The following is a 21,154-nucleotide window of genomic DNA, read 5'->3' on the forward strand; positions in this document are numbered from 1 at the left end:
AAGCCGCACGTACGGATCTGTGAGGGGCTAAGATTGAGAGGTCTTAGTCTACTCGACTGGCTGACTCACAACAATTTAATATCAAACTAATACAAGCACTTTAGCCAATAAGGTTAAGGTGCTTTTTTTGCGCCTTGAAAGGAGGTGGTAACAGCTAAACACATCGGGAAAAGCCCGATTTAATCATTACAACAGGCATTGGATTTGGTGAAAGTTTAGTAATGCTGATACTTACAGCTTTGCTTGCAATCATCATTATTATCTGTGGATTCTTTATCATCTACACAGTGTATTGTATTTCAGGTTCTTAAAGATTCTGATTATTGTGCCGCTCGGTGCGATTGCCTGTTCCACGATGGCAGGAAACAGAATGGTCAGCCATACAATGGCTACCTACTGCAAATATTTCCTGTCATGTGTGTTTGAGGCAGTAACGATGGCACTTGCGATTGTGGTATGTAATGCATTTATCAATGCAGGACTTCCGGCATTTACAGGAAATTATGCTGACTGGGCACAGACACTTATATATCTGTGTGAAATGACATTTACGATAGCAATGACTGTTATATTAAGTGTAGATGGTATGGCAAGAAGTTAATTTAATGTGGTATGGTGATGTAATCACGGAAAACAAATGAAATAAAGACTAAAATAAAGCTACAAAAAGAAAAAGATAAGGAGGACTGTAAAATGTCTGCTATTAATATCAATAAAAATAATTTTCAGAACGAAGTACTGAATTCCGATAAAACCGTTCTTTTAGATTTTTGGGCATCTTGGTGTGCGCCTTGCCGTATGGTAGCACCTATTGTAGAGGAGATTGCAGGTGAGCGTGGGGATATTAAAGTTGGAAAGATTAATGTAGATGAAGAGCCTGAACTGGCAAATAAGTTCAGTATTATGAGCATTCCGACTTTAGTGGTTATGAAGGATGGGAAGATTGTACAGCAGGTTTCAGGGGCGAGACCTAAGAATGCGATTTTAGAAATGCTTTAGGGAGGTGTGCTAATGGGATTTTTTGATTTCTTTAAACAGTCGAATATTAATCAAGGCATAGAAGAATATAAAAGGACTGCTGGTGCAGTTCTTCTGGATGTCCGTACTCCGCAGGAATATCAGGAAGGACATATACCAGAAAGTAAAAATGTGCCGTTGCAGCAACTAGACAATATTGTTTCTGTAGCGAAGAATAAGGATATCCCTCTGTTTGTATACTGTTATTCCGGTTCTCGGAGCCGTCAGGCAACTGGGATGTTGCAACGAATGGGATATTCTAAAGTAAATAATATCGGTGGCATTGCAGCTTACTCAGGAAAGGTGGAAAAATAAGATGAAGGTAATAATCGTAGGAGGTGTAGCAGGAGGAGCTACAGCCGCAGCAAGAATACGCAGACTGGATGAACATGCAGAAATTACTGTGTTTGAAAGATCCGGATACATATCCTATGCGAATTGTGGGCTTCCATATTATATTGGAGACGTGATCACAGACCCGGAAGAACTTACACTACAGACACCAGAGAGTTTTTTTAAACGCTTTCGTATTAACATGAAAATTCATCATGAAGTTATCTCCATACATCCGGATCGTAAAATTGTTTCAGTGAAAAATTTGGAGAATGATGAGATATTTGAAGAAAACTATGATAAGTTGATTCTTTCTCCAGGTGCAAAGCCAACACAGCCGAAATTTCCCGGAGTAGGTATTGATAAACTTTTTACACTTCGTACTGTAGAAGACACTTTTCGGATAAAGGAATATATAAATAAGAACCATCCAAAATCGGCTGTATTGGCAGGTGGCGGTTTTATTGGTCTGGAACTGGCAGAAAATTTGAGGGAGCTTGGCATGGATGTTACGATTGTCCAGCGGTCTAAGCAGCTGATGAACCCTTTTGACCCGGATATGGCATCCATGATTCATAATGAAATGAGAAAGCATGGGATAAAACTGGTACTGGGCTATACAGTAGAAGGATTTAAAGGAAAAGACAACGGAGTGGAGGTTTTGTTGAAAGATAATCCATACCTTCAGGCTGATATGGTAGTTCTGGCAATCGGAGTCACACCAGACACAGTATTAGCAAAAGAAGCCGGTCTGGAACTTGGCATCAAGGAAAGTATTGTAGTGAATGACAGAATGGAAACCTCTGTACCGGATATTTATGCTGCAGGTGATGCAGTTCAGGTAAAACATTATGTTACGGGTAATGATGCGCTGATTTCTTTGGCAGGACCAGCCAATAAACAGGGCAGAATCATCGCTGATAATATTTGTGGCGGTGATAGTCGTTACCTGGGCAGTCAGGGAAGCTCCGTTATAAAAGTGTTTGATATGACAGTAGCCACTACAGGTATCAATGAAACCAATGCCAAAAAGTCAGGATTAGAGGTAGATACAGTAATTCTTTCTCCTATGAGTCATGCCGGTTACTATCCTGGTGGAAAAGTGATGACCATGAAGGTTGTTTTTGAAAAAGAGAGCTATCGTTTGCTTGGCGCTCAGATTATTGGATATGAAGGAGTTGATAAACGTATTGATGTGCTGGCAACAGCAATTCATGCGGGGCTGAATGCAACCCAGTTGAAAGATCTGGATCTGGCATATGCACCACCTTATTCTTCTGCCAAGGATCCGGTAAACATGGCTGGATTTATGATAGACAATATTGCAAAAGGGACATTAAAGCAATGGCATTTGGAAGATATGGACAAGATTTCTAAAGATAAAGATGTGGTGTTGCTAGATGTGAGAACTGTAGGTGAATTCAGCAGGGGGCATATTGATGGATTCAAAAACATACCTGTAGATGAACTGAGAGAACGAATTAGTGAAATTGAGAAAGGAAAGCCTGTGTATCTGATATGCCAGAGTGGTCTGCGCAGTTATATTGCGAGCTGTATTCTGGAAGGAAACGGTTATGAAACGTATAATTTCTCTGGCGGATTTCGCTTCTATGATGCAGTGGTCAATGACCGTGCGCGGATTGAAAGGGCATATGCATGTGGTATGGATTATTAAAAAATAATCACGATATTTTTATAATTTTCTTATAGCATAAAAAGATCCTCCATTTATTAGAATGACTTTCATAATTCTGATAAATGGAGGATTCTTCTTTATATGTTACAGAAAAACAGTTTTATGACCTTTGGAGTGTTTCCAGTCTTTTTGAATCAAGGATTGTGATTTTGCCGCGGGAGAGTTTGACGAGCCCCTCGCCTTGAAAGTATCGAAGCATTCGAGTGATAACTTCCCTGTGGGAACCAAGATGGTTGGCGATAGTTTCGTGAGTGATTTTCAATTCATTTGTTTCTTCGATAGAGGTCTCTTCTAAAAGAAATGAAGCAACACGCTTATCCAAACTCTTCCACATGATTTGTTCAATCAGCCACATGACATCAGAAAAACGGGTAGCCATTAATTCATTGGTATAGTTTGCGACAGGAGCAGAATCCTTCATGATGCCCTTATAGATTTCAGCAGGGATGATCCAAAGATCAGTATCTTTTTCTGCCTCAATGGTTACTTCAAATTGAATGGACCGTATGATACATGAGGCGGATAAAAGACACATATCCATATTGAACAGACGGTAAAGTGTAATCTCCCGTCCTTCATCTGATAATATATAAGTTCGAAGCTGCCCGGATTTAACCAGTAATAATCCGGTACAATCCATGTTCCCGTTGTGAATGATTGTTCCTTTTTTCACATGCTGTGTGATCAAATTATCTGAAATTAGTTTTTTATGTGCTGTATTTAAGTTATTCCATAGTGGAAAATAATTTTCGAAGCTCATAACTGTTATCTCCTTTGCGAACATAGTATACTTGCTTTTTTAAGATGCGTCAATCGAATAATTGACATATATCATAAATGAAAACTGTATTGAAATGAAAGAGAGGGTAGCGGTGTGAAGAAAAAGAAACAATGGTATGATTATTTATGGATATGGGCGATCATTTATTTTGCTCTTGGTTTTTTTAATATTTTGTTCGCCTGGTTTGGGATGATTGATTTCCAGTTGCCGTTAGGAATAGCAGTATTCGGTGGAAATAAATTTTACTGTAATCATTTGTGTGGAAAGGATGCGTCAAGGTAATGCAAGAATTATCGTGATACATCCTTTTGTATTTGGATTGATTATTTTTCTTTCTCTGCTTGTCGAAAGTGATGGATAGAATGTATAATATTGTTAATGATCCAGAGATATTTATTTTGGAAACAGCTTAATCAATTTGGAGGTATAAAATGAAAGCACATAAGTATTGGTCAATCGGAGCGTTAATTACTATGATTGGAACTTTTTATACTGGATATAAAGGATCCAAATCAGGTCATAGGTATTTTGCGTGTAGCACTCTTATATGTATGATCATGTCTATGTATACGGGACATAAAATGATTTCAGGTAATAAAAGAACAAGAAAACAGGTGGAAAATACAAATGCGGAGGAATAGTAAATGTTAGAGTTAGGAAAAAAAGCGCCAGACTTTGAATTGCCGGATCAGAATGGAGAAATGCATAAATTAAGCGATTATGCAGGAAAAAAAGTGATCTTATATTTTTATCCAAAGGATAATACACCAGGATGTACGAAGCAGGCATGTGGCTTTTCTGAGCGTTATCCACAGTTTACTGAGAAGGGAGCTGTTATTCTTGGAGTAAGCAAGGACTCTGTAGCGTCTCACAAGAGATTTGAAGAAAAATACGGACTGGCATTTACGCTATTAGCAGATCCGGAGCGTAAAGTTATTGAAGCATATGATGTCTGGAAAGAAAAGAAAAATTATGGAAAAGTATCTATGGGTGTAGTAAGAACTACATATCTTATTGATGAGCAGGGAATCATTATAAAGGCAAATGATAAAGTCAAGGCGGCAGATGATCCTGAAAATATGCTTAAGGAATTGGCATAATGAAGATTATTTTATCACCTGCAAAAAAGATGATTGTAGATACCGATAACTTAGCACCGGTTGAACTGCCTGTCTATATTGATAAGACAGCAGAAGTATTAAACTGGATGAAAAGCAAATCAAAAGAAGAACTGAAAGCTATCTGGAAATGTAATGACAAGATTGCAGAGCAGAACTTTAACAGATTGGAAAATATGGATCTTTATAACAGGCTTACTCCGGCTGTTTTAGCATATGAAGGGATTGCATTTCAATATATGGCACCATCTGTGTTTGAAATCCAGCAGTTTGAGTATTTGCAAAATCATTTAAGAATCTTGTCTGCGTTTTATGGCATTTTAAAACCAATGGATGGTGTGACTCCTTATCGTCTTGAAATGCAGGCAAAGGTTGGAATTGGAGATGCAAAAAATCTGTATGAGTACTGGGGAGAATTGTTATACCGCTCAGTAATCGATGACAGTAGGATTATCATTAATCTTGCATCAAAAGAATACTCAAAATGTATAGAAAAGTATCTGAAACCACAGGACAGATATATTACGATTGTATTTTGTGAGTTATCCGGAGATAAATTGGTAACAAAAGGTACCTATGCCAAGATGGCTCGTGGTGAAATGGTCAGATTCATAGCGGAAAATAATATTGAAAACCCGGTGGAGATTCAGAAATTTGACAGACTCGGATATTCGTTTAGGTCTGATTTATCTTCAGATTCAGAATATGTATTTGAACGCAAAATATAATAGTTATTCAGGTAAAAGATGCTCAGTTTGGCGGTTTTTATAATAATGAGAATTATTACTATTTTTATTGACAACAGGATGATAGTGGTATATAATCCTTATTAAGAACCAATCCTAATAAGGAGGACTAATGACAAGTAGGAGAAATACAATTCAAAAAGATCTTGTAAGAAATACCGTATACGAAATGAGAAGACACGTTACGGCAAATGAAGTGTATGAATTTATAAAAGAAGCATATCCAACAATTGGAAAAGGAACTGTATATAGAAATCTTGGTATATTGGTAGAGGAAGGTGCATTAAGAAAGGTTGAAGTTCCGGATGGGCCGAACCGATTTGATTTTACATTGAAAAATCATTACCATGTAAGATGTATAAAGTGCGGTGAAGTTTTTGATGTGGATATGGATCAAATACCGGATTTGCTGGAAAGAATTCATAACACTCATGGAATTGAATTTGTGGATTATGATATTTCATTTAAAGGCATTTGCCCGAAATGCAGGGAGAAGGTAAAGGAGGAACAGCATGGATAGAAAAGCAATGTATAAGTTGAGTTATGGACTGTTTATATTGACCGCTAAAGAAGCAGAAAAAGATAACGGATGCATCATTAATACAGCCATTCAGGCAGCTTCGGAACCAAACCAGTTAAGTATCTGTGTAAATAAGGCAAATTATACGCATGATATGATTCAAAGAACCGGAAAATTTACTGTATCAGTCTTAAGTCAGAAGGCACAATTTGAATTGTTCAAACATTTTGGCTTCCAATCAGGAAGAGATACCAATAAGTTTGAAGCATTTGAGCAGTGTGCCAGGGGCACAAATGGTATTTATTATATTACAGAAGGTACAAATGCATATATTTCTGTGACAGTTACTAAAACAGAGGACTTGGGTTCACATACGATGTTTATCGGTGAGATAACCGATATGGAAGTTTTAAGCAATGTTCCTTCAGTAACATATGATTATTATCAGAATAATATTAAGCCTAAGCCACAGGAGGTTGTAAAAACAGAGGACAGTCAGACAATATGGCGTTGCAGAATTTGCGGATATGAATATGTAGGCGAGGAATTACCAGATGACTTTATATGTCCTTTGTGCAAGCACCCGGCATCAGATTTTGAAAAAGTAGTAAAGAAAACGAAGGTAAAAGAGATGGCAGCAAACAAATATGCAGGAACACAGACAGAGAAGAATTTACAGGAGGCATTTGCAGGGGAATCACAGGCAAGAAATAAGTATACCTATTTTGCTTCTGTAGCGAAAAAGGAAGGTTACGAGCAGATGTCAGCATTGTTTTTAAAGACTGCAGATAATGAGAAAGAACATGCAAAGATGTGGTTCAAGGAATTAGCAGGAATTGGTGATACAAAGGAAAACCTGGCGGCAGCGGCAGAAGGCGAAAATTATGAGTGGACAGATATGTATGATGGCTTTGCTAAAACAGCTGAGGAAGAAGGATTCCCTGAGCTTGCAGCAAAATTCAGGGCAGTAGGTGAGATTGAGAAGCACCATGAGGAAAGATATCGAGCACTTCTTAAGAATATTGAAACTGCACAGGTATTTGAAAAGAGTGAAGTTAAGGTATGGGAATGCCGTAACTGTGGACATATTGTGGTAGGAACTAAGGCGCCTGAAGTATGTCCGGTATGTAATCATCCACAGAGCTATTTTGAAGTACATGAAGAGAATTATTAAGTAGATGAGATTATTACAAAGAAGAAAGTGATTAATTCAAAAAAATTGAATTATAAATTTTACACATGGAAGGAGAAAAAGGCATGGAAGTAAGGTATTATATTTGTAAGCATTGTGGAAACATTGTTGAAAAGGTAAAAGATAAGGGTGTACCTGTAATTTGTTGCGGAGAACCTATGCAGGAATTAAAAGCCGGAGTGACAGATGCTGCTGTCGAGAAGCATGTACCTGTATATACGATAGAAGGCAGTCATGTTCATGTAGTGGTCGGAGAGACAAAACATCCAATGCTTGAAGAGCATTTCATTGAGTGGATTACATTAAATACAAACCAGGGAATATACAGAAAACAGTTAAATCCAGGGCAGGAGCCGGTAGCAGATTTTTGTCTTTGCGATGGTGAACAGGTAGAAGAAGTATATGCATATTGTAACCTGCATGGATTATGGAAATGCTAAAAGCATTTATACATATTAAGGTTACAGAACAACACAAATATAACAGTAATATAGGCTGTGTATTAATATATTTACAAGGAGGAACAATGAATGAAATACGTATGTGATGTTTGCGGATGGGAATACGATGAGGAGAATGGCTATCCAGAAGGTGGTATTGCACCTGGTACAAAGTGGGAGGATGTTCCGGAAGATTTTGAATGCCCGTTATGCTTTGTAGGAAAAGACCAGTTCTCAGAAGCATAAGGGATAGAGTTAATAGCTGAATAATATCATGCAGGCAGAGAGCCATTGGCTTTCTGCCTTAGTTGATTATAAAACTTGTTCAGATGTTTTGAAATATTCTGGCGTCTGATGATTTAGAATAGAATCTACATTTTGTCGGACAACATCCAGTTCATGTACCTGGCTTTTACAATCGGAGAGAACATATTTAAAGGCATTCAGAGAGAGTTGTAGACTGGATTTTTTTTCATATAATTTCTTAAGGGAAGGTATGGTTTCCTCTGATAAATTCTGTTTTAACCAATCTCTGGCGGTCTCATATGCCTGAATTTCTGAGGCATGATTTTTTCGATAAAGTCCTTTGTTTTTGGAATTAAAAAATGCCGTATATGTCTTTTTATTGCTCAGATACTGTCCGGTATAATGAATTTGCTGGTTCAAATCTTTTAGTTGTAAGGATAGATTCGTGACCTGATCCTGTGCTTTTTGTTGTTGCATGTAGGAAGCAGCATAAGCTGATTCAAGGGAAGTTTTGTTATCTATGTCATGCTTTTGCAGATAGATGATCGTATTTGCCATCTGTTTTAAATTGACGGGAGGGTGCGGACATTTTCTTGGACTATCTAAGTGACCAATCCAAGTCTATGTCTGTACTCTATAGGACTCAAATATCCTAATGATTTTTTTATTCTTTTTTCATTATACCAATAAAGATAATCATTTAAAATACCAATAAATTCTGAGATGTTTACCCCAGACCAATCTGCATTATAGAACATCTCATTTTTAATTCTTCCAAATACGCCCTCACAGGCAGAATTATCAGGTGAACAGCCTTTCTTTGACATTGATCGTATGAAACCATTTTTCTCCATCCTGTCAATCCAGCCTGGCCAGCGGTAGTGTACGCCTCTGTCTGAATGTATGATTGGTTTTTCTCCTACAGATAGTAATTTAGCTGCATCGTCAAGCATAGAATTGACAAGTAATGCATCTGGAGAAGTGCTTATATTCCAATTGACAAGTAAGCCATCAAAACAATCTACTATAGGCGATAAGTAAACCTTTCCTGCCGGAATTGCAAACTCGGTTATATCTGTTAACCACTTTTCGTTAGGTTTAAATGCAGAAAAATTTCTGTTAATTAGATTATCTACTGCTGGAGATATTTCACCTTGATAGGAATTATATTTACGAGTTCGTTTGATTTTTACTACAAGTTGTTCTTATTTCATAATCCTACGAATAACTTTTTCTGAGACAATTATATTTTCACGCTTAAGTAGGGCGTGAATTCGTCTGTAACCATATCGACCTTTATTCTCTGTAAATAATTCAATGAGCCTCATTTATATACGATTAATTTCAGACAGTTTTATTTGGCGAGAAAGTGCCCAAAGGTTTACAACTATTTTGTTGATGAAATTTACAATTCAATGAGAAGTAATTCCACAAAGCCTGTTTATGGAAAACTAGGATATAGCATTATCAAGACAAAAAAGAGTATTCACAAGCATTTGTTTGATATCGATAAATGGGATTTTTATTATGATGCGGTGTAGAGTTGTTCCCGGTCAATCCATTTGGATGGAGCCATTGGAGGAAGCATTACTTCCTGATAGATCAGACCCTGCTTTCTGGTATAGTCATGCTGAATGCCATCGTAATCATTGTACATGCGGCTACAGCTCATATAAGCGGAAGCAGCAACAGCAGACCGACCGGAACCACGGCTGACGACTTTGAATTCTTTGTGTCCTTCGCCGATCCGGTAGTAAATGCCGTTATATTCCAGAATATTTCCGGTGAAGATTGGTTCTGTTTCATAGGCTTTGATTCCGGTTGGCGTGACGGTGTTTGCTGTTTTCATATTGCCGTAGCCATAATCTACAGCAATGATTTTTGTGTTTCTGAGTTCTCACATAAAAAATACCTCCGTTTTCGTATTGATTGATTCAGCAGGTCATACCGGTGTGGTACTGCTTTGCTGTGAGATAAGCATACGAAAATCGGAGGAAAAAGGCATTGAGGGGAAATTGAGCTGGAATTGAGTGAATGTTTGGAAAGTTGTAAAATTGAATTTCCATTTTGGCAAAGAATTACCACAGTAATTATGAGGAGATAACGTGAATGAAAAATATAGTGATTGGGTATCCGGCAAATTTGATTCTTAAAAGTAGCATTTTTAAATGCAGCAAATTTTTATTATAAAACATTACTTTACAAGAAGAATAAAAAAGCATATAATTCTTTTGTAAAATATTTAATAAAAGAGGATAAGAAAACGGAAAATAAAGATAAAAGAAATATAACAAGAAAAAAAATAATTAATTATGTGCTGAACAATCATGTCACATCCAAGGCAGAAATCGCAAAAGAGTTAAACTTGAGTATGCCGACTGTATTAGCAAATGTGAATGACTTGTTAGAAAAAATGGTGTTGGAAGAAACTGGGGAATATGCTTCGACCGGTGGACGGAAGGCAAAAAGTATAGGGATTAATAAGTCGTACTGTCATGCAATGGGAATTTTGATTACAGCGAATCATATAGAAATGGTATTAGTAAATCTTGGAGATGAGATTATAAAAAAAGATCGCATCCGTTTAAAATTTACGGCAGAATTATCCTATTGTACAGAGGTGGCACAAAAAGTCAAAACTTTTCTTGAAGGCGAATTAGCGGAGGATACACTACTTGGGATTGGAGTGGCGATTCCGGGAATTATTGATCAGAAAGAACGGATCGTTTTAAAATCCCATGCTTTAGGTATAGAGAATTATAGTCTACGCTTTTTAGAGCAGGCTCTGGAAATTCCAGTATATTTTGAAAATGATGCTAATGCTGCAATGCTTGCAGAAAAAAAGCAAAAGTATCCAAATGCGATATATCTGTCTTTGAACCATACCTTAGGAGGCGCATTCTGTATAGATGGAAAGCTGTTTCGAGGGCAGAACCAGAAAGCAGGGGAGTTTGGTCACATGATACTCGTTCCCGGTGGAAGAAAGTGTTATTGTGGTAAATCAGGATGTGCGGATGCATATTGTGCTGCAAGTGTACTGACACAAGATAACAGGCAGTCACTGGATGCATTTATGAAAAAAATTGAAAGTGGTGATGAAAAAAATTTGCAGACATGGAATGAGTATCTGGATCATCTTGCTGTTTTGATATCAAATCTGCGGATGGCATATGATATGGATATCATACTAGGAGGTGATGTGGGAGGGGTATTGTCAGATTATATGATACCACTGGGAGAAAAAGTGATGGCATATAATGGCTTTGAGCATGATGTTTCATACTTGAAAAATTGTTTGTATAAGAAAGAAGCGTCGGCTGTTGGAGCCGCGAAATACTTTTTTACAAAACATATGGTAGAATTGTAAATTTTTTGAACGCAGAATAAGCATTCCTCCGCTTCGAGTGCGTAGAGCACTAAGCGGTGGGTAAGGGGGATGCTTATGTCAGTGGGAGTTAAAAGCTCCCACTGACAGGTCGCAAAGCGAATGCAGATGTCTGCTTTATATGTGTGAAAAACGAGAAGTTGTGTAAAATTAGAAAAAGATATTATAGTAAAAAACGGAAAGAAAACAGTAACTACTGTTTCCTTTCCGTTTTTGCGTGTTGATTGTGAAAAATACACAAAAAATGTATTTTGAAATTATGAAATATATAAAATTATGAAAAAATATATTGACAAATCATGTTTACAGGGCAATAATGTAATTACTTTAATAAAACATTTTATAAAACATAAAATAAAACAATATAAATAAGGAGGAAATAATTATGTTACAGCAGGTAATGACAAATCCAGGAGAAATTATTTTCAGAGAGGTTCCGGTTCCGGAGGTGAAGGAAAACCAGGTGTTGGTAAAGATTATGAATATTGGTGTCTGTGGATCAGATATTCATGTTTATCATGGAAAACATCCGTTTACAAAATATCCGGTAACACAGGGACATGAGGTTTCAGGTGAGATCACAGAACTTGGAAAAAATGTCACAGAGTTTCATGTTGGACAGAAGGTGACGATAGAGCCGCAGGTATATTGTGGACACTGCTATCCATGCCGTCATGGAAAGTATAATCTTTGTGAGGAATTAAAAGTAATGGGATTTCAGACGACAGGAACAGCATCTGAGTATTTTGCAGTGGATGCATCGAAAGTAACACCGATTCCAGAAGATATGTCCTATGAAGAAGGAGCTATGATCGAACCTCTTGCGGTGGCAGTTCATGGTGTAAAACAGATGGGCGATGTGGCTGGCATGAATATTGCAGTCCTTGGCGCAGGACCAATCGGAAATCTCGTGGCACAGGCAGCAAAAGGAATGGGGGCAGCGAAAGTGATGATCACAGATATCAGTGATCTTAGACTGGAAAAGGCAAAAGAATGTGGTATTGATGTGTGTGTGAATACCAAAAATAAAGACTTCGGTGAGGCAATGATCGAAGCATTTGGACCGGATAAGGCGGATGTAATCTACGACTGTGCCGGAAACAATATCACAATGGGACAGGCAATTAAATATGCAAGAAAAGGAAGCACGATCGTACTGGTGGCTGTTTTTGCAGGAATGGCAGAAGTAGATCTTGCAGTGGCAAATGACCACGAACTTGACATTAAGAGCACGATGATGTACCGCCATGATGATTACATAGATGGAATCAGACTGGTGAATGATGGCAAAGTTCATTTGAAACCGCTCATTTCAAAGACATTTGCTTTTAAAGATTATCTGAAGGCATACCAGTATATTGATGATAACCGTGAGACAACGATGAAAGTAATTATCAACGTCAGTGAAAAGTAAGGAGCGTATATGGAAAATAAATATGGAATTGTCGGAGTTGCCCATGTCGGGCTTCCGACAAACGATTTACAGAAAACAGTTGAGTTTTATAAGAGTCTTGGATTTGAAGTAATTATGCAGTCTTATAACGAAAAAGCAGGGGAAAAAGTGGCATTTTTACAGATAAAAAATTACTGTATAGAAACTTTTGAAAATGGGCAGGCGGCAATGTCAGACGGTGCATACCAGCATGTTGCACTTGATGTGGAAGACATTGAAAGCATGTATCAGAAAATCTGCAATGAAAAATACACAGTTATTACAGACGGAATCGAAGAACTGCCATTTTGGGAAAATGGTGTGAAGTTTTTTATGATTAAAGGACCAAATGAGGAAAGAATAGAGTTCTGTCAGAAACTCTGATAAAAACAGGAGGGACATATGGGAAGCGAAAACAAAAATGGAAAAGTACCGCTGATCAGTAAGATTGCATATGGGTTTGGTGATGTTGGATGTAATTTCAGCTGGATGTTCGTCAGTAATTTTCTGATGATATTCTATACAGACGTGTTTGGAATCAGTATGGCGGCTGTGTCAGCACTTATGCTTTTTTCAAGATTCTGGGATGCAATCAATGACCCAATCGTCGGGGGACTTACGGATAAAACAAAATCGAGATGGGGACGGTACCGTCCATGGTTGTTAGTAGCGGCACCAATTACAGCGATTCTTCTTGTCATGACATTCTGGGCAAGACCTGACTGGCCGCAGAATGGAAAAATCATTTATATGGTAATTACATATTGTTTGCTGGTTTTGGGGTATACCTGTGTGAATATTCCATATGGAACCTTGTGTGGTGCTATGACCCAGGATATTGATGAACGTGCAAAAATAAATACATCCCGTTCGGTTGCGGCGATGATTGCAATTGGTGTGTTAAATATTATCACAGTTCCACTGCTCAGCAAATTCGGCAGCCACAGTGCAAAGACAGGATATCTGACGGTTGCGGTCATATACGGATGTGTTTTTGCAGCCTGTCATTTCTTCTGCTTTGCGAAGACGAAAGAGGCAGTGATTACTCCGGAAAAAGAAAAAATTTCTGTAAAGGTACAGTTGAAAGCAGTCATGCAGAACAGACCATATCTTCTTGCATTGGCAGGACAGATATTATTTGGATTTACATTATATGGTAGAAACGCAGATATTCTGTATTATTTTACATATGTGGAAGGGAATGTCTCCTACTACACAACTTATTCGATGTGCATCATTATTCCTTCTATCATCGGGGCAGCCTGTTTTCAACCATTATTCCGCAAGTTGAATAACAAAGGAAGAGTAGCATCTCTCTTTGCTTTATTTACAGGAATTTCTATGTTGTCTATGTTTTTTTTCAACGCCAAAGAATCACCAGCTATTTTTTATGCATTATCTGGTCTGACACAGTTTTTTTTCTCTGGATTTAATACCGCAATCTATGCAATTATTCCGGACTGTGTGGAATATGGGGAGTGGAAAACAGGACTTAGAAATGACGGGTTTCAGTATGCGTTTATTTCACTTGGAAATAAAATCGGAATGGCAGTTGGAACTGCACTTTTAGCAGGATTACTTGGAAAATATGGTTATATTGCAAATCAGACACAAAATGTAATTGTACTTTCAATTATGAAACATGCATTTACGACGATTCCAGGTGTATTTTGGATTGTGACTGCGGTTGTATTATTTTTCTACCGGTTAAATAAAAAACGTTATAACGAGATTGTGGAGGAACTGAAAAATGGAAGAAAAAGTTGATATCGTGGCATTGGGAGAATTGTTGATTGATTTTACGGAAGCAGGACACAGTCAGGATGGAAGAAAATTGTTCGAACAGAATCCCGGCGGTGCTCCGGCAAATCTTCTAACTGTTGCAAGCCACTTTGGGTATCGCACATCTTTTATTGGAAAAGTTGGAAACGATATGCATGGTAAATTTTTAAAGAAAACATTGCAAAAGGAAGGAATTAATACGGATGCTATTGTTGAAGACCCGGGTTATTTTACAACGTTGGCATTTGTGGAAATTGGTGAAAATGGAGAAAGAAATTTTTCTTTTGCAAGAAAACCGGGTGCAGATACACAGTTAAAAAAAGAAGAACTGGATCAGACGTTAATTTCCGGATGTAGAATTTTTCATTTTGGATCATTATCGCTGACAGACGAACCGGCAGAAAGCGCAACGATCGAAGCAGTAAAAATTGCAAAAGAAGCGGGTGTACTTATTTCCTACGACCCGAATTACCGTCCATCCCTGTGGAAAAGTAAAGAGTGTGCAGTGAAAAAAATGAAATCTGTTGTAGAACTGGTAGATGTCATGAAGGTATCGGATGAAGAGAGTACTCTGTTGACAGAGGCGAAAAGTTATGAGCAGGCTGCAGATCAACTCCTTGCCATGGGACCAAAGCTGGTTGCCATTACTTTGGGAGAACAGGGCGTTCTTATGGCAACAAAAAGCAGAAAAGAAATCATCAAAGCATTTCAGGTACATGCAGTCGATACGACTGGTGCAGGTGATTCATTCTGGGGAGGTGTATTATGCAGTATCCTTTCTATGAATAAGAATGTTGAAAAAATGGAATGGGAAGAAATCAAAAAGTGTGCTGTTTTGGGAAATGCAGTTGCTGGATTGTGTGTGCAAAAGAGAGGTGGAATCCCTGCGATTCCGACGAAAGAGGCAGTGTTTGAATTTATGCAGAAATAATGAATGTATATGAACAAACTCGGGGCTGTAAAAATTTCCCTATTTTTAATAATGATATAAGCAGGAAAATTTTCAAGATTGCTTCTGCCTGCATTTTTATGTAAATTACGAATAAGTTTTATCCCTGGGTTCTTCTCTCCACATACATAATGCCGTAAGCATTGGTATCAGAGATTTCCACTTTTCAGTAAGACTATGGTTATCTTTGTCATCATCCTTGTAATCAACTTCAATCCCATGCATTAAAGATAATTTCTGTAAAGAATCCAGTAATATGTGGCAGCGAGTTACAGATGGTTTTGTCTCTGAAAGGGTGATTTCCTGAATCATCGGATGCAGAGAGATAGTGCGACGTTTTGTTGTCTGAACGAAACCAGTCTCAATTAAATCGTTGATTTCATTTAGTGTGGGCAGTTCCAGCCATTTGGCAAATATACGGGCAGAAATACCGGTGGAAGGAAGAAAGCACACATTACACATGATATCCTGCTGTTCAAGAGATAAAGTGTATAAAGAAAACAGCGTATGGATATGACTGTAATAGGTGGCTTTGCTGCTTTGTCCATCTTTGATTATTTTAATTTTATCTTCGTTATGGAAAGATGCTTTTTCCACCTGAAGTCTTGTTAATAACTGGTCTGGAGTTGAGATTCCATTTTCCAGAAGTTTTGCTGCCAGTTCCACGGCAAAAGTATGAGAGTGAACAGTTTCGATGATTTTTTCAACTGTTGCCCGGTACGTGTCTGCCTCTGAATAAAATACTGATGCCAGCTGGAAGAGAGCGCTCATATCCTCTATTTCTTTTAATGGCAGAGTACAGTATTCATCCAGTTTGCTTCTGGTTGTAAACAAAATCTGGCAGCGATATTTTAATACTACTGACAGAAAGCTGTCCTGTGTCGCAGTGACATTAAAATTATCTATGATAAGCAGAGTATCGGATTTCAGGGAACGCAGAAAACGGTTATGTCTTTGAAACCGTTCCTGTTCAGTGCTTTCCGGAAAATCGTCAATAAAATCCATGTCAGTAATATCCTGATGAAGATTGCCGGTATATTCTACATAAATGATATTGGTGTAATGCTTTATGTACTGCTTTGCGTAGGCTTTGGCAAGTTCATTTTTTCCGATTCCGCAAAGAAAAACATGACGGTTTTTCTCAAGCATGGTATATATATCTTGTATAGCCATATTACAGTCAGACATCAGTGGAAGAAGATTCTGGTGGATGGTATGGGCTAATTTTTCCTGATTGGATGGCTTGGAATAGTAAGCGGATATTTTAGGACTGATTTTAGCCTGACCAGTCATCCAGCGGTAAACCAGACCGTTATCCATTGAAAAATCCTGATTTGTTGGATCATCCATAAAATCTTCAAATAATTCGTATAAAAAATCAGGCTGACTCATTTGATTACTTTCGCTGATATGATTTTTTAAGCAAGTGCTAATAGAAGAAAAATCGCATCGATTCAATAGAAATTCCCCTTTCGTAGTCAGGATTAAGTATATCTATCACAACACGAACATATATTCGATTCAAGAAAATGCGGATATTTTTAAATTGATTGTGTCAATTTACAATCAATTTCTATTCAATGTGGTTTTCCGGTAGGTTCTGTAAAATAAGCTCAGATCAAAACAATAACGGGAGGAGCTTATGCAACAGAATATTGAATTTGAGCGGTGCATTGATTTTCTGGTATGGATGATTGATAAGTACGGCGATGAAGTCCTCCGGGAGTTGGAGGAAGAAAAACAGAATAAGGAAGAAAAAACAGCATAGAATACTTCTGAGCGGGTATGGCTAAGAATGTTTTGGCGTATTGACAGGACATTTAAAATGACGTATACTAAGCTCAGTGATCGTTCTGTAGAAACTTGCGAAGCCTACAGGCGGGGGAGAGCCTGCGGGTCTCTCCCTCTTTTGGTTTAAGGAGAAATGATATGCAAACACCGAAAAAATTCTCTTCTTTTAGTGACCAGGTTTCCTGGATCAGTGATGAAAAGGGAATAAGAATAAAAGACAGAGAATATGCGGAAGAGATGTTACGGCAAATAGGATATTTTCCTCTTATGGGAGGATATAAACATCTTTTTAGAATATCAAACACAAAAAAATATAAAGCAGGAACAAGTTTTGAAGAAATAGTCAGTTTGTATAAGTTTGATGCAGAGCTTAGAGAGTTCTGGTCGAATGAGTTTTCCGTCAAGATGTTCATGTGCTGCGAAACCTACAAGTCCTTCGATGGCATATCTTTCACGGAGAACTTTTACAGAAAGTGGTCTGCGTTCCATGATCCAGTAGTAGGATAAATCTCCGAATGCGATTGGTTTTGCCTCGGTTCCAATGTTTGGCATATATGGTGTGTTGATGACTGGTCTTCCAAAGATGGTATCATCGCTATTTCTCCAGATATAATTACCATCAGCGGCTTTTACTGAACGAAGAGCGAGTGCGGTCTCATCATTCATTATCCATACGGAGTTTTTACGATATTCTGGTTTTACAGAAAGGTATAATGCAACGATGTCATCAAAACTGATATCTGTAGCAGAGGTAGATTTACCGATTTCAGCAGTCTGTAATAATCCGGTTGGTTCATTAACACCAGTTCCATTTATGAAAATGTTTTCTTCTGCTCGTCCGAAACGTCTGGCAAATTCATTGTTGAGATATGCTTCTACTGGGAAGTTCATGTCTGCGATGAAGGTGCTGTTCAGTTTGGAAAGGACAGCAAGTTTATAGGAACTGAATGAAATTTTATTGAAGGTATCACCGTCTTCTGGGAATGCCATGTTTTCTGCTGTGATTTTTGCGTCAGCAGTAGATACCACTGTCTGGATATATCCATCTCTAGTTGGTGCTTTTACGACTGTACCGTATCTTCGGAAAAGGTTTTCTTTTTCAAGAGCAGTAGTATAATCTTTGTTGAATCCAACAGGAATCATATAGCTGTCAGAACCTTCGTCATATCCTTCCTTGAGTGCGATTGGATCAATTCGTTTCTTACCACGAATCATGTCGTGGAATGCTTGGTTGTAAATTGTACTTGTCATAAGAAATTCCTCCTGTATTAGTGTGAGAGTCTTGGATCACATTCAGTGCAAATGAATGTGTGGTTATCAATTGCAGTCATTCTGTGCTGGTCGTGGTGCGGGCAGATGACAGTCATGCGATGGGCATTTGGTACTTTTCCTTCTGTGATACGTTCCAACACGAATTTTCCGCCTTTTTCTTCTCGTAAGCAGAAGTCAAAGTTCCCTTTCTTTTCTAATGAATCTTTATCAAACTGTCCGAAGGTATTGCGGTAGGCGTTTACTGTATTGCTCTTGTAGATAGGGAATACAAAATTGTTCATAGTGAAATCCTCCATTAAATCTTTTTTGAATCTGTGTTTGTAATAAGTTTCCAGTTCTGAGAAAGTGCTGAAATAATGTCCGTTTCCACGGTATTCCAAGCACCAGTGTTTGTCAGATGGAATGTGGCTTTGCATGATGACCACGGCATCTGATTGGTTCTGTGGAATGATTTTTCTGACCTCATATTTTACAAGGTCTAATCCATTCCATGTGAATATAATTTGGAATGAAAAGAAGCAGGACAATGGGAGATGAGACCCAATGCCCTGCTTCTGGGTTATTTGGAATGAACGGTAGTGTATTTCTGGTTTTTGCTTTTGGGTTTGTCTGGAAACATCATTTCAAGTTTACCAGAAGATAATAAAGGCTTAAACGATGATTATAAAGGATATAAGGAAGTGGCGACTCAGGAGGACTTCGACAAATTTTAACCAACTGGTAGATTTTGGAGTATGAACAATTTGTAAAATATTGATTTTGTATTGCTTTTGTCCGGACAAATGGATATAATATAGTTAGAAAAAACTCGAAAGGAGTGTTTACTATGGCAACAAAATCAGCAAATTTATACGCACGCATAGAGCCTGATGTAAAAGAGCAGGCAGAAGGAATCTTAGCAGCATTAGGAATTCCTGCATCCAATGCAATAAATATGTTTTACAAACAAATTATTCTTCAAAGAGGACTTCCTTTTGAAGTGAAAATGCCATCCGCTCGTCCTGTAGACGTTAGTGCATTATCAGAAGCACAGATGAATGCAGAACTAGAGAAAGGATATGCGGATATGCAGGCTGGTCGTACTAGATCAGCAAAATCTGTTTTTGCTGATATCCGCAAGGATTACAGTTTATGATTTATGATATCGAGATTTCAGATCAGGCCGAGATAGACCTTCGTGGAATCTTCGAATACATTGCTTTTGAACTGCAGGCACCAGAAAATGCAAGTGGTCAGCTTGATAGGCTTGAAGCATGTATTATGGATCTTGATCATATGTCGAAGAGATATCGACAATATGAATTGGAACCATGGAAAAGTCGAGGGCTACGCGTAGCGCCAGTAGACAATTATCTTGTTCTATATATTCCGGATGATGATGCACAAGTGGTTACGATTATCCGTGTTATGTACGGTGGAAGAGATGTAGATACGCAATTAAACAGATTTACAAAAACAAAATAATTTGAAAGCATCAATCAGAAATGGTTGGTGCTTTTTTCATGCCTGGAGAGATCTGGGCTTTTTTATGCCCATTTTTACGGAAGGAGGTATCGGCCGTGGCTAACAGAATTATGGGTATTACTGTCGAGATTGGCGGAGATACCACCAAATTACAGACTGCCAAAGTAGTTTATGTTCGCAATCGTAACAAACGCAAGGAATATCTCTGCCTTATTTCCACGGACGTAAATCTGGATGAGAATGAAATCATCCGGGTCTACGGAAAACGTTGGGACATAGAGGTGTTCTTCAAGGTGTGCAAAAGCTACCTTAAGAGACCGTTTCAAGTTTTGTGTAAACGTTAAAAACTGATATAAGATTTGTGAATAGTTACAAATGGGCAGAGCCGATTTTCCGAGACTATGAAGAAAAGTCTGTAAATAAGATTCTTCTATGATAAGTAAGAGCGAATTGTTCATCTTGTGAGCTGTTCGCTCTTGCTTTATATATATCAGCTATAAATTTGCAGGTCAAGAGCAGGCGAAAAATCCGCCTGTCTTAACCTGCCGTTGAATTCCTTATTCGGGCAAGCGACCCTCATACATAATACTTAATTCTCCATATACCTGTGCCCAGTTCCGAATCGTTGTAGTCCATTTTTTCGTTGCTTCCAATGTAGCAAGGTATAAAGCCTTTAAAAGAGCTGTATCGCTGGGGAATACGCTTCTCTGACGGTTTAATTTACGGAAAGAAGAATTCAGTGATTCAATGGCATTGGTCGTGTAGATTACCTTTCTGACCGTCGCAGAGAACTTAAAAATGGGAGAAATTGCATCCCAGTTATCTTTCCAGCGTTTCATGGAATTCGGGTATTTCGGAGTCCATTTTTCGGTTACCCGATCCAGAGCAGCCAGGGCCTTTTTCTCGTCAGCAGCCTGATAGATTGTTTTCAGGTCTGTTGCAAAGGCTTTTGCATCATTATTTGAGGTATTTACGCTCTTTTGTATAAAT

The 21,154-nt window shown here is 38.1% G+C and carries 24 protein-coding genes and 8 pseudogenes; 23 read left to right on the forward strand and 9 right to left on the reverse strand.

Going from position 1 to position 21,154, the window contains the following annotated elements:
* Window positions 1-185 precede the first annotated feature (185 nt).
* The 4 genes and pseudogenes from DXB15_RS14960 to DXB15_RS14975 all read left to right on the forward strand — a co-directional run.
* A pseudogene (locus DXB15_RS14960) lies at window positions 186-601 on the forward strand (hypothetical protein); the annotation flags it as partial.
* 92 nt (window positions 602-693) lie between these two features.
* Window positions 694-999: a thioredoxin gene (gene trxA, locus DXB15_RS14965; RefSeq protein WP_118703390.1), complete on the forward strand. Its 306-nt coding sequence runs from the start codon at window positions 694-696 to the stop codon at window positions 997-999.
* Between the two features lie 12 nt (window positions 1,000-1,011).
* Complete coding sequence (locus DXB15_RS14970; RefSeq protein ID WP_021737561.1) at window positions 1,012-1,332, forward strand: rhodanese-like domain-containing protein; 321 nt, start codon at window positions 1,012-1,014, stop codon at window positions 1,330-1,332.
* Window position 1,333: 1 nt separating this feature from the next.
* Window positions 1,334-3,025, forward strand: a complete 1,692-nt coding sequence (locus tag DXB15_RS14975; protein WP_118703391.1) for an FAD-dependent oxidoreductase — start codon at window positions 1,334-1,336, stop codon at window positions 3,023-3,025.
* 121 nt (window positions 3,026-3,146) lie between these two features.
* Here the strand turns inward: DXB15_RS14975 and DXB15_RS14980 are convergent, their stop codons facing one another.
* Window positions 3,147-3,806, reverse strand: a complete 660-nt coding sequence (locus tag DXB15_RS14980; RefSeq protein ID WP_243115665.1) for a Crp/Fnr family transcriptional regulator — start codon at window positions 3,804-3,806, stop codon at window positions 3,147-3,149.
* Window positions 3,807-3,920: 114 nt separating this feature from the next.
* Between DXB15_RS14980 and DXB15_RS14985 the strand changes: the two genes are divergently transcribed.
* The 9 genes and pseudogenes from DXB15_RS14985 (at window position 3,921) to DXB15_RS15020 (ending at window position 8,089) form a co-directional block, all read left to right on the forward strand.
* Window positions 3,921-4,109, forward strand: a complete 189-nt coding sequence (locus tag DXB15_RS14985; protein ID WP_330427537.1) for a hypothetical protein — start codon at window positions 3,921-3,923, stop codon at window positions 4,107-4,109.
* Window positions 4,110-4,258: 149 nt separating this feature from the next.
* Window positions 4,259-4,468 carry a DUF6219 family protein gene (locus tag DXB15_RS17360; protein WP_109215744.1) on the forward strand — a complete coding sequence of 70 codons (210 nt, stop codon included), beginning with the start codon at window positions 4,259-4,261 and terminating at the stop codon, window positions 4,466-4,468.
* A gap of 3 nt (window positions 4,469-4,471) precedes the next feature.
* Window positions 4,472-4,927: a thioredoxin-dependent thiol peroxidase gene (gene bcp / locus DXB15_RS14995; RefSeq protein WP_021737556.1), complete on the forward strand. Its 456-nt coding sequence runs from the start codon at window positions 4,472-4,474 to the stop codon at window positions 4,925-4,927.
* Window positions 4,927-5,673, forward strand: a complete 747-nt coding sequence (gene yaaA / locus DXB15_RS15000; protein WP_118703393.1) for a peroxide stress protein YaaA — start codon at window positions 4,927-4,929, stop codon at window positions 5,671-5,673. Before bcp ends, yaaA begins: the two co-directional genes overlap by 1 nt.
* Before the next feature lie 130 nt (window positions 5,674-5,803).
* A complete protein-coding gene (locus DXB15_RS15005; RefSeq protein WP_118703394.1) occupies window positions 5,804-6,211 on the forward strand; it encodes a Fur family transcriptional regulator in 408 nt (135 codons plus the stop codon).
* A pseudogene (locus DXB15_RS17780) lies at window positions 6,204-6,824 on the forward strand (flavin reductase); the annotation flags it as partial. The gene DXB15_RS15005 and the pseudogene DXB15_RS17780, both read left to right, overlap by 8 nt.
* Window positions 6,825-6,842: 18 nt before the next feature.
* Window positions 6,843-7,385 (forward strand): rubrerythrin, encoded by a 543-nt coding sequence (gene rbr, locus DXB15_RS17785; RefSeq protein WP_242834641.1) that lies wholly within the window; start codon window positions 6,843-6,845, stop codon window positions 7,383-7,385.
* 83 nt (window positions 7,386-7,468) lie between these two features.
* Complete coding sequence (locus DXB15_RS15015) at window positions 7,469-7,843, forward strand: desulfoferrodoxin family protein (protein WP_023920586.1); 375 nt, start codon at window positions 7,469-7,471, stop codon at window positions 7,841-7,843.
* 90 nt (window positions 7,844-7,933) lie between these two features.
* Complete coding sequence (locus tag DXB15_RS15020; protein WP_118703396.1) at window positions 7,934-8,089, forward strand: rubredoxin; 156 nt, start codon at window positions 7,934-7,936, stop codon at window positions 8,087-8,089.
* A gap of 66 nt (window positions 8,090-8,155) precedes the next feature.
* Here DXB15_RS15020 and DXB15_RS15025 read toward each other — a convergent pair whose 3' ends face one another.
* The 3 genes and pseudogenes from DXB15_RS15025 to DXB15_RS17915 form a co-directional block, all read right to left on the reverse strand.
* Window positions 8,156-8,647 carry a hypothetical protein gene (locus DXB15_RS15025; protein WP_118703397.1) on the reverse strand — a complete coding sequence of 164 codons (492 nt, stop codon included), beginning with the start codon at window positions 8,645-8,647 and terminating at the stop codon, window positions 8,156-8,158.
* Window positions 8,648-8,691: 44 nt separating this feature from the next.
* A pseudogene (locus DXB15_RS15030) lies at window positions 8,692-9,405 on the reverse strand (IS3 family transposase); the annotation flags it as partial.
* A 215-nt stretch (window positions 9,406-9,620) separates the two neighbouring features.
* Window positions 9,621-9,992, reverse strand: a pseudogene (locus tag DXB15_RS17915) (MobA/MobL family protein); the annotation flags it as partial.
* A gap of 384 nt (window positions 9,993-10,376) precedes the next feature.
* On the opposite strand from DXB15_RS17915, the gene DXB15_RS15040 reads away from it, so the two are divergent.
* The 5 genes from DXB15_RS15040 to DXB15_RS15060 all read left to right on the forward strand — a co-directional run bounded on the left by DXB15_RS15040 (window position 10,377) and on the right by DXB15_RS15060 (window position 15,619).
* A complete protein-coding gene (locus DXB15_RS15040) occupies window positions 10,377-11,456 on the forward strand; it encodes an ROK family transcriptional regulator (RefSeq protein WP_256385926.1) in 1,080 nt (359 codons plus the stop codon).
* A 403-nt stretch (window positions 11,457-11,859) separates the two neighbouring features.
* Window positions 11,860-12,888, forward strand: coding sequence for a zinc-dependent alcohol dehydrogenase (locus DXB15_RS15045; RefSeq protein WP_109215751.1), 1,029 nt, complete (start codon window positions 11,860-11,862; stop codon window positions 12,886-12,888).
* Between the two features lie 9 nt (window positions 12,889-12,897).
* Window positions 12,898-13,290 carry a VOC family protein gene (locus tag DXB15_RS15050; protein ID WP_109215752.1) on the forward strand — a complete coding sequence of 131 codons (393 nt, stop codon included), beginning with the start codon at window positions 12,898-12,900 and terminating at the stop codon, window positions 13,288-13,290.
* A gap of 18 nt (window positions 13,291-13,308) precedes the next feature.
* A complete protein-coding gene (locus tag DXB15_RS15055) occupies window positions 13,309-14,673 on the forward strand; it encodes an MFS transporter (protein WP_118703399.1) in 1,365 nt (454 codons plus the stop codon).
* Window positions 14,657-15,619, forward strand: coding sequence for a carbohydrate kinase family protein (locus tag DXB15_RS15060; RefSeq protein WP_118703400.1), 963 nt, complete (start codon window positions 14,657-14,659; stop codon window positions 15,617-15,619). Before DXB15_RS15055 ends, DXB15_RS15060 begins: the two co-directional genes overlap by 17 nt.
* Window positions 15,620-15,838: 219 nt before the next feature.
* On the opposite strand, the pseudogene DXB15_RS15065 reads toward DXB15_RS15060, so the two are convergent.
* A pseudogene (locus DXB15_RS15065) lies at window positions 15,839-17,029 on the reverse strand (Archaeal ATPase); the annotation flags it as partial.
* Between the two features lie 250 nt (window positions 17,030-17,279).
* On the opposite strand from DXB15_RS15065, the gene DXB15_RS17455 reads away from it, so the two are divergent.
* Window positions 17,280-17,405, forward strand: a complete 126-nt coding sequence (locus DXB15_RS17455) for a hypothetical protein (protein WP_256385925.1) — start codon at window positions 17,280-17,282, stop codon at window positions 17,403-17,405.
* 290 nt (window positions 17,406-17,695) lie between these two features.
* On the forward strand, window positions 17,696-17,935 hold the full coding sequence (locus tag DXB15_RS17795; protein WP_243115670.1) for an Abi family protein: 240 nt from the start codon (window positions 17,696-17,698) through the stop codon (window positions 17,933-17,935).
* Here the strand turns inward: DXB15_RS17795 and DXB15_RS15075 are convergent.
* The 3 genes and pseudogenes from DXB15_RS15075 to DXB15_RS17630 all read right to left on the reverse strand — a co-directional run.
* Window positions 17,864-18,679: pseudogene (locus DXB15_RS15075) on the reverse strand (phage major capsid protein); the annotation flags it as partial. The gene DXB15_RS17795 and the pseudogene DXB15_RS15075 sit on opposite strands and share 72 nt — an antisense overlap.
* A gap of 17 nt (window positions 18,680-18,696) precedes the next feature.
* Window positions 18,697-18,981 (reverse strand): hypothetical protein, encoded by a 285-nt coding sequence (locus tag DXB15_RS15080; RefSeq protein WP_118703402.1) that lies wholly within the window; start codon window positions 18,979-18,981, stop codon window positions 18,697-18,699.
* A 278-nt stretch (window positions 18,982-19,259) separates the two neighbouring features.
* Window positions 19,260-19,352: pseudogene (locus DXB15_RS17630) on the reverse strand (Fic family protein); the annotation flags it as partial.
* 174 nt (window positions 19,353-19,526) lie between these two features.
* On the opposite strand from DXB15_RS17630, the gene DXB15_RS15085 reads away from it, so the two are divergent.
* The 3 genes and pseudogenes from DXB15_RS15085 to DXB15_RS15095 form a co-directional block, all read left to right on the forward strand.
* Entirely contained in the window at window positions 19,527-19,835 is a 309-nt protein-coding gene (locus DXB15_RS15085) for a type II toxin-antitoxin system RelB/DinJ family antitoxin (RefSeq protein WP_109215757.1), read from the forward strand.
* Window positions 19,832-20,164 (forward strand): type II toxin-antitoxin system RelE/ParE family toxin, encoded by a 333-nt coding sequence (locus DXB15_RS15090; protein ID WP_118703403.1) that lies wholly within the window; start codon window positions 19,832-19,834, stop codon window positions 20,162-20,164. Before DXB15_RS15085 ends, DXB15_RS15090 begins: the two co-directional genes overlap by 4 nt.
* A 155-nt stretch (window positions 20,165-20,319) precedes the next feature.
* A pseudogene (locus DXB15_RS15095) lies at window positions 20,320-20,475 on the forward strand (IS4 family transposase); the annotation flags it as partial.
* 246 nt (window positions 20,476-20,721) lie between these two features.
* Here the strand turns inward: DXB15_RS15095 and DXB15_RS15100 are convergent.
* The coding region (locus tag DXB15_RS15100) for a transposase (protein ID WP_187119665.1) at window positions 20,722-21,154 on the reverse strand (433 nt) is incomplete at its 5' end.

Source organism: Roseburia sp. OM02-15, from assembly GCF_003481835.1.
GTDB lineage: Bacteria > Bacillota > Clostridia > Lachnospirales > Lachnospiraceae > Eubacterium_I > Eubacterium_I ramulus_A.